This window comes from Vibrio sp. RE86 (assembly GCF_013114545.1).
Classification (GTDB): domain Bacteria; phylum Pseudomonadota; class Gammaproteobacteria; order Enterobacterales; family Vibrionaceae; genus Vibrio.
The window spans coordinates 111,315-123,970 of sequence record NZ_VTXI01000004.1; the positions used below are offsets into that span (position 1 = coordinate 111,315).

The following is a 12,656-nucleotide window of genomic DNA, read 5'->3' on the forward strand; positions in this document are numbered from 1 at the left end:
AAACTGAGCAAATATGTTTGAATTTCCTCAATTCTCTAAACATTCTGTAAAGAATGATGTTTTATCAGGCCTAACGGTAGCGTTAGCTCTGGTTCCTGAAGCAGTAGCGTTCGCGTTTGTTGCTGGCGTAGATCCAATGGTTGGTCTTTACGCGGCCTTCATTGTTGGCTTGATTACCTCTATCTTTGGTGGTCGTCCTGGCATGATTTCTGGTGCAACAGGTGCTATGGCCGTTGTAATGGTCTCTCTTGTTGCCTCTCACGGTGTTCAATACCTTTTTGCCGCAATCATGTTGGCCGGTATTATTCAGGTTGCTGCTGGCGTATTTAAGCTTGGTAAGTTTATCCGCATCGTTCCGCATCCAGTAATGATTGGTTTCGTTAACGGTCTTGCTATCGTTATCTTCCTTGCTCAGCTTGGTCAGTTTAAAGCGCCAGATCTAACAGGTGCCCTAACCTGGTTACCTCAAGACCAAATGATGTTAATGCTTGGTCTTGTTGCTCTCACTATGGGTATCATCCACTTCCTACCTAAACTAACAACAGCAGTGCCATCATCACTGGTTGCGATTGTTACCGTTACTCTTCTGGTAGTCGGTCTAGATCTAGAAACTCGTACGGTTGTCGACTTCCTACGAACAATGTCTGGTGATGATGCAGCAACACTTGCTGGCTCTCTACCAACGTTCTCTATCCCAGCGGTTCCATTCACATTAGAAACGCTGTACATCATTCTACCTTACGCAATCATCCTAGCTGCTATCGGTCTCATTGAGTCCCTATTGACTCTGACTGTACTTGATGAGATGACAAACACTCGCGGTCAATCTAACCGTGAATGTGTCGGTCAAGGTATGGCAAACATGACATGTTCAGTATTTGGCGCGATGGGCGGCTGTGCGATGATCGGTCAATCAATGATCAACGTTAACTCTGGTGGCCGTGGTCGTCTTTCGGGTATCGTTGCAGCCGTTGCTCTATTGATGTTCATTCTATTTGGTTCAGCTCTTATTGAGATGATCCCGCTGGCAGCACTTGTGGGTGTAATGTTCATGGTTGTTATTGGTACATTTGAATGGGCTACATTCAAACTTGCACGCCGCGTACCAAAACAAGATTTCTTTGTTATCGTTTTAGTAACTGTTGTTACTGTAATGACCGACCTCGCGGTTGCTGTATTTGTTGGTGTTATCGCGTCTGCGCTTATGTTCGCTTGGCAACATGCGAAACACATTTACGCTGATACGCACATCAATGAGCAAGGCTCTAAAGAGTACAAGATTAACGGTCCTGTATTCTTCGGTTCAACTGCAAACTTCCTTGAGCTATTCGATGCTGCAAACGACCCTCAAGATGTGATTGTCGACTTTGCTAACTCGCGAGTTACGGACCACTCAGCAATCGAAGCAATCGACACTATTGCTGAGCGTTACTCTGCTCTGGGTAAAACACTGCACCTTCGCCATCTAAGCCAAGACTGTGTTAAGACTCTCCATAAAGCGGGTAGCCTAGTTGAAGCAAACGACGCAGAAGACCCTATCTATAAGGTTATGTCTAGCTAGTCGCTAAAACTTAGCTTTTAGAAAGTCTAAACTAAAAAGGGCTTCCAATTTGGAAGCCCTTTTATGTATCTGGTCTTAATACGGTTTAAACAAGTTTGTCTAACTTCTCGCCAAACAACTCTAGACGCCAGTTTTTCATCACATCAGGTAGTTTTGCCGGATCACGATCTTTCTTCCACACCCAACTCAGTAACTGATTAAGTTGTTTTTTGGAGGCTAGAAATTCGGTCGCTAAGCCGCTTGCTGCTGACGCTTTTTTCACTTCATCTTTCAGCACTTTGAATTTCTGTTTATACCCAGGAAGATCCATCAGACGTTCTATTTGGTAAGGATACTCATCGGTCGGAGTCATTTTTGCCGACTTCACAATAGAGATGATACGTGTGCTGTGGCGCTGCACAGAACGTAAATCCATCCCCTCTTGCTCCATTCTTTGACGATTTTGAATACCGTAGCGAGCAATCGTCAGCAAATCATTTTCTTTAAACACAAAGTTCAACGCTAGGTCACGTCGCAGAGCTTCTTTCAATCGCCAAGTTGCAAGCGGCTTCAGAATCGCCAGCTCACTTGGTTTTAGCTGCCAAGCCCCCTTCACATCGAGGTAAGCCATTTCATGATTGATGGTTTTGACTCGCTTAGAAGCAATCAAGTCACTCTCTTGTTGAGCCGCTTCCCACCAACCCGCTTGAGTAATCTTTTCAAACAATTGTTCATATAGAGGTTGGAGATAGAAAACATCAGCTGCAGCATATTCAAGCTGTTTTGTTGACAACGGACGAGCTAACCAATCAGTGCGAGATTCACTCTTATCCAGTTCAACACCTAAGTACGTCTCAACCAACGAAGCAAAGCCTGTCGATAATCCATGTCCTAGAAACGCTGCCATGATTTGAGTGTCCACCATTGGGTAAGGAAGGCAACCAAAACTATTATTGAACACTTCCAAATCTTCACCACACGCATGGAGCACTTTCAATACAGAGGTATCTTTTAAAAGCGATACGAACGATGTCATATCTTCGATTTCTGTAGGATCAATCAACGAAAGGTTTTGTCCATCAAATAGCTGAATAAGACCAAGCTGAGGATAATAGGTGCGTGTACGAACGAATTCAGTGTCTAACATTACGACATCGGCATTTCGTGCGCTTTTACATACGGATTCCAATTGCGCTGACTGGGTAATAATTTGATAGTTCACTAACTTCTCACTATGAGCGGTTTGCTTCAGGCATAAAAAATGCCGACAGGTTTTGTCGGCATTCTATCACTATTAGCACTTCGTTGCTTAGGTAAGTCGATTATTCCTGACTCGATTTCGCGAGATTCGCATCGTTTTCTTCGCGAAGCACACGGCGCAGAATTTTACCTACATTGGTCTTTGGTAGTTCATCTTTGAACTCAACCAATTTAGGTACTTTGTAACCTGTTAAGTGCTGGCGACAATGAGCAATCACTTCGTCTTTCGTCAGGCTAGGATCACGCTTAACGACGTAGATCTTCACCAATTCACCTGAAACTTCATGCGGCTGACCAATCGCTGCCACTTCAAGAACTTTACCGTGTAAGGCAACAACGTCTTCGATTTCATTCGGGTAAACGTTGAAACCAGAGACTAGAATCATATCTTTCTTACGGTCAACAATATGAATCAAACCTTCGTCGTCAAACTTAACGATATCACCCGTAGACAACCAGCCATCAGCATTGATCACTTCTTTGGTCGCTTCAGGGCGTTGCCAGTAACCTTGCATGACCTGTGGGCCACGAACCTGCAGCTCACCTACCTCAGTATTCGCCACAGGGTTACCTTCATCATCAACAATACGAACTTCAGTCGAAGGAACAGGCAGACCAATCGCACCAGTATAATCGGTGAGGTCATAAGGGTTACCCGTTACTAGCGGAGAACACTCAGTTAAACCGTAGCCTTCCAGTAGGTGAACACCTGTGGTTTTCTTCCAGCTTTCAGCTACCGCACGCTGAACCGCCATACCACCACCAACAGCCAGCTTAAGGTTGCTAAAGTCCAGTTCGTGGAAATCTTCATTGTTCACTAACGCGTTGAACAGTGTATTTACACCTGTAATGGCAGTAAATGGCACTTTCTGCAGTTCTTTAACGAAGCCTGGAATATCACGAGGGTTGGTAATTAGTAGGTTCTGACCGCCGATTTCAACAAACAATAAGCAGTTCACTGTCAGTGCGAAGACATGATAAAGCGGCAGTGCAGTCACCACCAACTCTCGACCTTCCGATAGTACAGGGCCGTATGCGCCTTTCGCCTGCATCACGTTTGCAATCATATTGCGGTGAGTCAAGATCGCACCTTTCGCAACACCAGTTGTACCTCCGGTGTATTGTAAGAATGCGATGTCATCACCAGACATAAATGGTTTTACGTATTGTAGACGACGGCCTTTGTGCAGAGCCTTACGCATCGAGATTGCACCTGGCAGGTCATACTTAGGCACCATGCCTTTTACGTACTTAACCACAAAATCGACGATCGTCCCTTTCGCACGTGGCAGCATTTGGCCAAGACTGGTCAGGATCACGTGCTTAACTGGGGTATTCTCAACAACTTGCTCAAGCGTGTTGGCAAAGTTAGACACAATGACAATCGCCTTCGCGCCAGAATCGTTTAGTTGATGCTCTAATTCACGTGGCGTGTACAGTGGGTTAACATTCACCGCAATCAAACCAGCGCGCAGAACACCAAACAATGCAACAGGGTATTGCAGCAAGTTAGGCATCATCAGTGCAACGCGGTCACCTTTTTGCAGCTTCAAATCATTTTGTAAGTAAGCAGCAAAGGCGCGACTACGCTCTTCGAGTTTGCGAAACGTCATTACCGAGCCCATATTGGCGAATGCTGGTTGGTCAGCAAACTTTTGTACAGACTGCTCAAACATCTCCACAAGAGATGGGTATTGATCTGGGTTGATATGCTCAGGCACATCACTTGGATAACGTGATAACCAAGGTTTATCCACGGTAAAACTCCTCGAAATTAACTGGCTGTCATCTAAAAGACGCTCTATCTTGAATGACGACTATTACAGCACAGGCGCAGCGCTTGAGCACGAAACACTCAAACACTTGTTTAAATTTTGTTAACTAAGCCAAAAATTAGGTTAGCGACTCTAATTGGGGCTTGCAGATGACAATGATGACCACCTTCGATCATCTCGATGTAATTGGACTTTGAAGCATCATGTTGAAAAGACTGCAAATAAGAAAAGCCCTCTTCCCCCAAGATTACTTGTTGTGGACAAGTAATATGCTGGCGAAACTGCTCGGCATGTTCGAGTGACATTCGGTAGAGAGACTGACTTTGTAACTTAACGTCATGTCGCCATACATAGCCTGAATCTGTTTTGATCAAACCACGTTCCACTACCGGAGCAATCAGTGAGGCTTTTATCTGATTCACTTTTGCTCGTCTTTCTATCGCTTCCTGCGCGGATTGCATTGCACGAGTAGGCTTTCTTCGGATCCTTTGGCGACTAAGTACTCCCTCACGTAAACGGGTAACCGTCTCTTGAGGTTTTTCAGCCAATGGTCCATACCCTTCAATCTGAACTAATCCACTGACTTGTTCAGGAAAGGCGGCACTATAACAACTTGCAATCAAAGCACCAAGAGAGTGACCCACTAACACCAGTCTGTTTGGTGAATAGTTAGCCAAAAACTGGTAAACATCGTCTATATAGTCATGAAATGGGTAGAAATTGCCGCCACTTTTGGCACTAGAGCGGCCGTGACCAGGTAAATCGATTGCGCAGAGGTGCAACTCAGGGTTGAGTGAATGTAGCGCCTCCATCACTGTGTCAAAGCTGGCCGCATTATCGAGCCAGCCATGTAAAAAAACGACCGATAATTCGGCCGTTTCTTTGTGTCCATATTCTATCGTTGCGATATGGCCATTAGCGATATCACACTCTTTTTCACTACGCATTACTTCACTTCTTGAATCACTTTCCCTTGGCGAGTGCCATAACGTGCATCTCTGCAGTACAAACCTCGGCAAGGGGTTAGGTAGCTGTCAAAGTCATGAATGATGACTCTCTCTTCGATACGCCATAAGTGGTAACCACGAGCGTTCATCACTGGGAAATCATACTCGTATTCACCGACCTTCCCAGTCTCTTCTTTTCCAGTATTACCAATTAACGAAATAAGCCTGCCCTGAGAGAGCATGACAGGATCAGCAAAGCCATCAACATAAGCGACAAAACGACCTTGAGGCTCTTCACCGATGTCTGGCTTGCCTGATGAGCTAATCGGCAGGTTGACGACTTCGATACGTGTTTTATCTTCAAGATTTTGCACATTCGCGATGAGGCCACCTAAGCGGACTTCGCTGTTATCGATGCTAGACGTTTGCCAAACTTGATAGTCAGTAATGATATTCGGGTTATCTGACGCTAGATTCTCTGGAAGAGAGCTACATGCGGATAGGACAAGTAAGCTGGTAGAGGCAAAGAGGGGGCGAATAAGGCGTCTAAACATAAGATTATACACTTGAAAGTTATATATAAATATCGACACCCATCATCTGAGAAAGTTCATCACGCTTAGCTTGAGTCATGACCTGTAGATACTCTTCCATCGCTTTTCGACCTCGCCCTTCAGGAGGGAGATCATACTGAACTTGGGCTTTATGAATATCTGACTCATTAACGTGACGGATCGAATGCGCGACAGCGTTAGCGACCTTAGAGGGTTGCCCAACCGGCGTTTTGCCTTCAGTTTTCTTTACCTCATTTTTCTTCGTCTTATTGGTCTTATTTGGACCTGGAAGCGAAGGAGGTAATCCGTTAATTGAAACCATACAATCCGTTCACGTTATATTATATCGTTAACTTACTCGCGACCTGGAAGCTTTTTCCAAGTAACGGTGTCTCGAAGATAGACTGGGCTTGCCTCTTCTGCATCCACAGTATTACGTTTCGCAAACTCAAGCTTCGCCAACTGCACGATGTCTTCAGCATCAGGGAAAAGAACTTCGCTTTTCTCTGTCTTAAATGCAACCTTTGCAAGCGCCTCTGAATATGCATCCCAGCCCGTTCCTGCTGTCAGCCATACCTTATCATCCGCTTGGCTATTTTCTGCTGCAAGCTGAGGAGGCGTCACGCACTCCTGATCAACTTTATTCCAAGTGCCATCTTCTTGACGGCTAAAACGCCCCCAATAGACCTCACTCATACGAGCATCAATAGCACACACTACATCGCTAGCACCGTGCTTACGGTAAACGCCTTGTGCCATCGCTTCTAGAGTTGAGATAGCAACCATTGGCAGATCTGCACCAAATGCTAAACCTTGTGCAATACCAATGCCAATTCGCACGCCTGTAAAGCTGCCTGGGCCACGACCAAACGCTAGCGCATCAAGTTCAGCCAGGGTTACACCCGCTTCTTTTAGCACTTCGTCTACCATAGGTAGAATTTTCTTTGTGTGGTCACGCGGTGCGACTTCGCTGCGCACATATACTTTTTCATCAACTAAAAGAGCAACCGAGCAGTTCTCTGTTGCTGTATCTAGAGCAAGGATCTTAGTACTCATTGATATCTCAAATTTTGGTTTATTTTAATTCGTAACTTGTTCGAGAAAGTCACGCACAATGCCTAAATCACGTGTACGTGGAATAGGAGGCAAACTAGATAGGAACACGCCACCGTATTCGCGAGTAACCAATCGATTATCACAAATGATCAGCGCACCTTTATCTTTCTTATCTCGAATCAAACGCCCTACCCCCTGCTTCAGGGTAATCACCGCATCGGGAATTTGCACTTGAGCAAATGGATCACCACCTTTCAATTGGCAATCTTCAATACGAGCTTTTAACAAAGGGTCATCTGGGGCTGTAAATGGCAGTTTGTCGATGATAACACAGCTCAGTGCATCACCTCTAACGTCAATGCCCTCCCAGAATGCACCTGTTGCTACTAGCAAAGCATTACCAAGCTCCATAAACTCGGCAAGGGTCTTTTGCTTACTTGTTTCACCCTGCATCAGAACCGGCACCGTCAAACGCTCTCTAAAGCGCTCGCCTAACTCTTTCATCATACTGTGCGAGGTACACAGGAAAAAGCACCGACCTTGGTTCTGTTCAATCACAGGAGTCAGCATATTGACCAGTTTGTCCGCCATACCTGGGCTGTTCGGCTCTGGCAAATAACGCGGTACACAAAGTCTAGCTTGTGTTTGATAGTCAAATGGACTTGGCAGAGACATTTGCGACTGAGGCTTTAACCCTAACCGAGAGGTAAAATGACCGAAGTCGTCATTTACAGCTAAGGTCGCAGAGGTGAATACCCATGCCCCCTGTTTAAGCTCAATCTGTTCATGGAACTTATCTGCCACAGAAAGTGGTGTGATATGTAAACTGAAATGGCGGGGTGTCGTGTCATACCAATAGGAGTAGCCCGTGATAGAAACATCACACACACGATCGAGACGCGCCTTAATTGTGTTAGCTCGCTCAAATGCCGTATCGAGCAACTGACTTCTGCCAAGTGCTAGCTTGAGCACTTCAATGACGAAATCCAACGCATCTTCTAATCGGCGTAACTCACGACCAATCGACGGTGACATTATAGCTTCTCGCCAGTTGCCGCGAAAGCCCGGTTCACCGAGCACAATGCGCAGGTCCATCGCGGTTTGATAGAGTTTTTCTCCCGCTTTTTGTAGCTGACGCATGTCTTTTGCTTCAGTGCGATAGGCAATTTCAATGTCTTTACTCAACTCTTGAATCTGACGGCTCGACAGTGACTGACCAAAGTACTGGCTGGCTATATCTGGCAGCTGATGAGCTTCATCAAAAATAAACACTTCCGCCTCAGGGATCAGTTCACCAAACCCCGTCTCTTTGATCGCAAGATCGGCTAGAAATAGATGGTGGTTCACCACCACGACATCAGCATCCATCGCCTTTTTACGCGCTTTAAGAACGAAACAATCTTGATAACTTGGACACTCTTTCCCCAAGCAATTGTCATTGGTCGATGTAATGGTCGGAATGACTGGGCTATCTTCAGCTATGGCATCACAATCGCCCAAATCTCCGCTTTTCGTTTCAGACGCCCAGCTGCGTACCTTAACCAGTTGGCTGAGCAAGGTAGGATCGGCGGTTTGATTATGACTCTCGACCATTTGTCGGCTCAATCGATCTAAGCAGAGGTAGTTTGCTCGCCCTTTTAACAACGCCACTTGGCCATAAAAACCGAGCGCGTTCGTCATCAAAGGTAGATCTCGATGAAAAAGCTGTTCTTGGAGGTTTTTCGATCCAGTACTAATGATGGTTTTCTTACCACTGAGTAGGGCTGGCACAAGATAAGCAAACGTCTTTCCCGTACCTGTTCCTGCTTCAACCACAACCTGACTTTGTGACTGTATCGCTTTATACACGGCTTCCGCCATGTCTAGCTGGGGCTGACGAGGTTGGAACCCAGGAATGGCTTTGCCTAGAGCTCCTTCAGAAGAGAAGGTTTTAGAGATCATGAAAAGCTTGGGGTTAAAATTTAGAGATGGAGATTATGGCAGTTTTCAAACCAAGGCGCGAATGGGAATTTCTTGCCTTGGCTTTTGAAAGGGTTAACGTTTATTTAAGTAGCGATCAAGCCAGGCTGGCCCAGAAAATTGAGAGTCATCTTGTTCATGCATTGCTTTTGCGGCATCCGCTGGAGAAGCGCGGTTTTCCCACATCTCGTCCAATATGTTGTCATCTAGCTCTTTCCCGCCAGACAAGGCACTGACTCGTTCACAATATAATTTACGCGCTAAGAGTTCTTTATCCATAAACATCACCTCAAGACACATCTAAGAAACGATAAGTTGATCAAATAACCTGAGCCAAACGGTTACCTCAGATTATTTGTTGAAACCAAATCGATATTAGTTTAATTGTAGCTTCAATACTGCGGGTGAGTTCACCGTTCGAAACCCCGTAGAAAATTCACAATACAAAAAAAATAATTCACGGAAGTTTGAACCTAATGGAAAAGAAAACACTACTGACACATTGTACTGACGCCCCTGGTCTTATTTCAAAGATCACCAACATCTGTTACAAACACCAACTTAATATCGTCCACAATAATGAGTTTGTTGATAACACCAGCGGCCATTTCTTTATGCGTACCGAGCTAGAAGGTTACTTCAATGATGAAACTTTCTTAGCAGACCTGGATCAAGCCCTTCCTGAGGGTGCAAAGCGTAAACTGATCGGTTCAAATCAAAAACGTATCGTAATTTTAGTTACCAAAGAGGCGCACTGTTTGGGCGATATTTTGATGAAGAATTACGATGGCAGTTTAGATGTTGATATTGCAGCAGTCGTGGGTAACTACGATACCCTGCAAAGCTTAACTGAAAAATTTGATATCCCTTACCACCATGTCTCTCACGAAGGGTTAAATCGTGAAGAACATGAGAAAGAGATGCTTAAAGTCATCGACCAATACGATGCTGACTACCTAGTACTGGCTAAGTACATGCGCGTATTGACGCCTTCTTTCGTTGAGAAGTACAACCATAAGATCATCAATATCCACCACAGCTTTTTGCCTGCTTTCATCGGTGCAAAACCTTATCAACAAGCGTACGAGCGCGGTGTAAAAATCATCGGTGCTACTGCCCACTTTGTGACTAACGATCTAGATGAAGGTCCGATCATCAAGCAAGACGTAATCCCGGTTGACCACAACTTCAGTGCGCAGGATATGGCGCAAGCTGGCCGAGACGTAGAGAAGAACGTATTGAGCAAAGCGTTAAACAAGGTGATTAATGATCACGTGTTTGTTTATGGCAACAAGACTGTGATTCTTTAGTCTCACTCCTATGCAAAAAAGGCTTCCCCATGGAAGCCTTTTTTGTTGAAGTAATGAACTGCTATAGCTTTGCAGCGAGTTCAACACCTTGTTTTATTGCGCGAACGGCATCAAGTTCACCCGCAAAGTGAGCGCCGCCAATAACATGCAGTTTGTCACCTAACAAGTGCCATTGGTTCTCAAATGGACGAACAGACTCTTGCCCAGCACAAATGATCACCGTGTCTGCTTCAAGTAGCTGCTTGTTGTCATCGATACTGATATGCAGACCTTGTTGGTCAATTTTGTCATAACTCACACCACCCAACAGATTCACACCACGCTTCTCAAGTGTGCGCTTATGGATCCAGCCCGTTGTCTTACCTGGACCTTTACCTACTCGGCCTTTACGACGCTGCAGTACCCAAACATTTTTCTCGCTGAGTGACTCAGGGTAAGGATATAAACCACCTGGATGTGCGATCTCTTTATCGATGCCCCACTCGTGCAGCCAATCATCAAGATTGTGTCCTACTGGCTCTGTGAGCATAGTCGCCACATCAACACCAATACCACCAGCACCCACAATCGCTACATTGTTACCGACATAGGTTTTCTCTTTGATAAGCGTTTGGTAATCAATGACTTTCTCTGGTGTGTCTATACCCTCAATCTCGACTTTACGCGGTTCTACGCCTGACGCCATGACCACTTCGTCATATTCAGACAACAGATCGTAGTTCGCTTCTGTTTCAAGATGAAGCTTCACACCTGTTTCATCAATTCGGTTAGCAAAGTAGCGAATCGTCTCGCGGAACTCTTCTTTGCCTGGTATCTGCATCGCCAGACGGAACTGCCCGCCGATGCGATCATTACGCTCAAACAAGTCCACATGATGTCCACGTTCGGCTAAAGTCGTCGCACACGCAAGGCCAGCAGGTCCGGCGCCCACCACAGCAATGTTTTTCTTCTGCGCTGAAGGTTCAATGACCAATTCCGTCTCACGACACGCTAGTGGGTTAACTAAACAACCTGCACGTTTACCTTTGAAGACATTATCGAGACACGCCTGGTTACAGCCGATACAGGTATTGATCATTTGCGATTGGTTCTGTTCCGCTTTAATCACAAAATGGGGATCAGCGAGGAATGGTCGTGCCATAGAGACCATATCAGCTTGGCCACTCGATAAGATGTTTTCTGCCTCTTCTGGCGTATTGATTCGGTTACAAGTGATGATAGGAACACTAACGTGAGGGCGTACTTTCTCGGTTACCCAAGTAAATGCACCGCGCGGCACTTGTGTAGCGATAGTTGGGATACGAGCTTCGTGCCAACCGATACCCGTGTTGATGATGGTTACACCGGCTTTTTCTAGCTCTTTGGCTAAAGTAATGACTTCTTCAAATGTGCTGCCCTCTTCCACTAGGTCGAGCATTGAGAGACGGAAGATAATAATGAAGTCATCACCTGCCGCTTTTCGAATCGCCTTCACCACTTCCAAAGGGAAACGAATACGATTTTCGTAACTTCCTCCCCACTCATCGTAACGCATGTTAGTACGCTTACAGATAAACTGGTTGAGTAGATAACCTTCTGAACCCATTACTTCGACACCATCATAGCCCGCCTCTTTGGCAAGCGACGCACTGTTAGCAAATGCACTGACGGTATTATTAATTTGGCGAGTACTCATTTCGCTAGGCGCAAATTTTGCGATAGGCGCCTTAATGGACGACGCACTTTGCGAGAATGGGTGCATGGCGTAACGGCCAGCATGAAGAAGCTGGAGGGCAATCTTACCACCTTGACGATGGACGGCTTCGGTTACAACTTTGTGCGCTTTGGCGTGCTTAGACTTACTAAATTCGGCACTAAAAGGGTGTAAACGTCCACGTAGGTTTGGTGAAAATCCACCTGTCACAATCAGACCAACACCGCCTTTAGCACGCTCTTCATAAAATGCGGCAAGCTTTCCAAGCCCTTCTTTATGTTCTTCAAGGCCTGTGTGCATCGAACCCATCAGCACTCGATTTCTAAGCTGGGTAAAACCGAGGTCTAGTGGTTTTAGTAGGTTTGGGTACATGGTAGACATCACTTTACTCTTTATTATTGTGGTCTGACCAGAATATGTTGCACTCAATAAAAAATCAAACAACCGTTTACATTTTTGTAACACCGATCAATCTTACGGTTGTTTGGGTATACTAGTTTAAGTAGGATGTAACTTATTCGAATTTATAAGGTCTTACAGCGAATAAGCCTTAACCTGCGGG

General features: G+C 45.4%; 11 protein-coding genes. 2 read left to right on the top strand and 9 right to left on the bottom strand.

Going from position 1 to position 12,656, the window contains the following annotated elements:
- Positions 1–13 precede the first annotated feature (13 nt).
- The gene (locus F0231_RS05710) at positions 14–1,561 is read left to right on the top strand and encodes a SulP family inorganic anion transporter (RefSeq protein ID WP_171758756.1); all 1,548 of its coding nucleotides are present in this window, start codon (positions 14–16) and stop codon (positions 1,559–1,561) included.
- Positions 1,562–1,646: 85 nt separating this feature from the next.
- On the opposite strand, the gene rnd is transcribed toward F0231_RS05710, so the two are convergent.
- From rnd to F0231_RS05750, 8 genes are all read right to left on the bottom strand, one after another.
- The gene (gene rnd, locus F0231_RS05715; RefSeq protein ID WP_171758757.1) at positions 1,647–2,762 is read right to left on the bottom strand and encodes a ribonuclease D; all 1,116 of its coding nucleotides are present in this window, start codon (positions 2,760–2,762) and stop codon (positions 1,647–1,649) included.
- Positions 2,763–2,862: 100 nt separating this feature from the next.
- Entirely contained in the window at positions 2,863–4,557 is a 1,695-nt protein-coding gene (gene fadD, locus F0231_RS05720; RefSeq protein WP_171758758.1) for a long-chain-fatty-acid--CoA ligase FadD, read from the bottom strand.
- 110 nt (positions 4,558–4,667) lie between these two features.
- Positions 4,668–5,522, bottom strand: coding sequence for an alpha/beta fold hydrolase (locus tag F0231_RS05725; RefSeq protein WP_171758759.1), 855 nt, complete (start codon positions 5,520–5,522; stop codon positions 4,668–4,670).
- Complete coding sequence (locus F0231_RS05730; protein ID WP_171758760.1) at positions 5,522–6,076, bottom strand: Slp family lipoprotein; 555 nt, start codon at positions 6,074–6,076, stop codon at positions 5,522–5,524. The genes F0231_RS05725 and F0231_RS05730 overlap by 1 nt, the downstream gene beginning before the upstream one ends.
- A gap of 19 nt (positions 6,077–6,095) precedes the next feature.
- Positions 6,096–6,398, bottom strand: a complete 303-nt coding sequence (locus F0231_RS05735; protein ID WP_171758761.1) for a chromosome partitioning protein ParA — start codon at positions 6,396–6,398, stop codon at positions 6,096–6,098.
- A gap of 32 nt (positions 6,399–6,430) precedes the next feature.
- Positions 6,431–7,132, bottom strand: a complete 702-nt coding sequence (gene tsaB / locus F0231_RS05740) for a tRNA (adenosine(37)-N6)-threonylcarbamoyltransferase complex dimerization subunit type 1 TsaB (RefSeq protein WP_171758762.1) — start codon at positions 7,130–7,132, stop codon at positions 6,431–6,433.
- Between the two features lie 24 nt (positions 7,133–7,156).
- Positions 7,157–9,073 (bottom strand): ATP-dependent DNA helicase, encoded by a 1,917-nt coding sequence (locus tag F0231_RS05745; RefSeq protein ID WP_171758763.1) that lies wholly within the window; start codon positions 9,071–9,073, stop codon positions 7,157–7,159.
- A gap of 93 nt (positions 9,074–9,166) precedes the next feature.
- The gene (locus tag F0231_RS05750) at positions 9,167–9,370 is read right to left on the bottom strand and encodes a hypothetical protein (protein WP_171758764.1); all 204 of its coding nucleotides are present in this window, start codon (positions 9,368–9,370) and stop codon (positions 9,167–9,169) included.
- 197 nt (positions 9,371–9,567) lie between these two features.
- On the opposite strand from F0231_RS05750, the gene purU reads away from it, so the two are divergent.
- The gene (purU, locus tag F0231_RS05755) at positions 9,568–10,401 is read left to right on the top strand and encodes a formyltetrahydrofolate deformylase (protein WP_171758765.1); all 834 of its coding nucleotides are present in this window, start codon (positions 9,568–9,570) and stop codon (positions 10,399–10,401) included.
- A 61-nt stretch (positions 10,402–10,462) separates the two neighbouring features.
- On the opposite strand, the gene F0231_RS05760 is transcribed toward purU, so the two are convergent.
- Complete coding sequence (locus F0231_RS05760; protein ID WP_171758766.1) at positions 10,463–12,475, bottom strand: NADPH-dependent 2,4-dienoyl-CoA reductase; 2,013 nt, start codon at positions 12,473–12,475, stop codon at positions 10,463–10,465.
- Between the last annotated feature and the right edge of the window lie 181 nt (positions 12,476–12,656).

Excerpts from the sequence above, each read along its gene's own strand:
- F0231_RS05745 (WP_171758763.1), bottom strand. The coding sequence starts at position 9,073 with ATGATCTCTAAAACCTTCTCTTCTGAAGGAGCTCTAGGCAAAGCCATT.
- F0231_RS05760 (WP_171758766.1), bottom strand. The coding sequence starts at position 12,475 with ATGTCTACCATGTACCCAAACCTACTAAAACCACTAGACCTCGGTTTT.
- F0231_RS05750 (WP_171758764.1), bottom strand. The coding sequence starts at position 9,370 with ATGGATAAAGAACTCTTAGCGCGTAAATTATATTGTGAACGAGTCAGT.
- purU (WP_171758765.1), top strand. The coding sequence starts at position 9,568 with ATGGAAAAGAAAACACTACTGACACATTGTACTGACGCCCCTGGTCTT.
- F0231_RS05735 (WP_171758761.1), bottom strand. The coding sequence starts at position 6,398 with ATGGTTTCAATTAACGGATTACCTCCTTCGCTTCCAGGTCCAAATAAG.
- F0231_RS05710 (WP_171758756.1), top strand. The coding sequence starts at position 14 with ATGTTTGAATTTCCTCAATTCTCTAAACATTCTGTAAAGAATGATGTT.
- tsaB (WP_171758762.1), bottom strand. The coding sequence starts at position 7,132 with ATGAGTACTAAGATCCTTGCTCTAGATACAGCAACAGAGAACTGCTCG.
- F0231_RS05730 (WP_171758760.1), bottom strand. The coding sequence starts at position 6,076 with ATGTTTAGACGCCTTATTCGCCCCCTCTTTGCCTCTACCAGCTTACTT.
- F0231_RS05725 (WP_171758759.1), bottom strand. The coding sequence starts at position 5,522 with ATGCGTAGTGAAAAAGAGTGTGATATCGCTAATGGCCATATCGCAACG.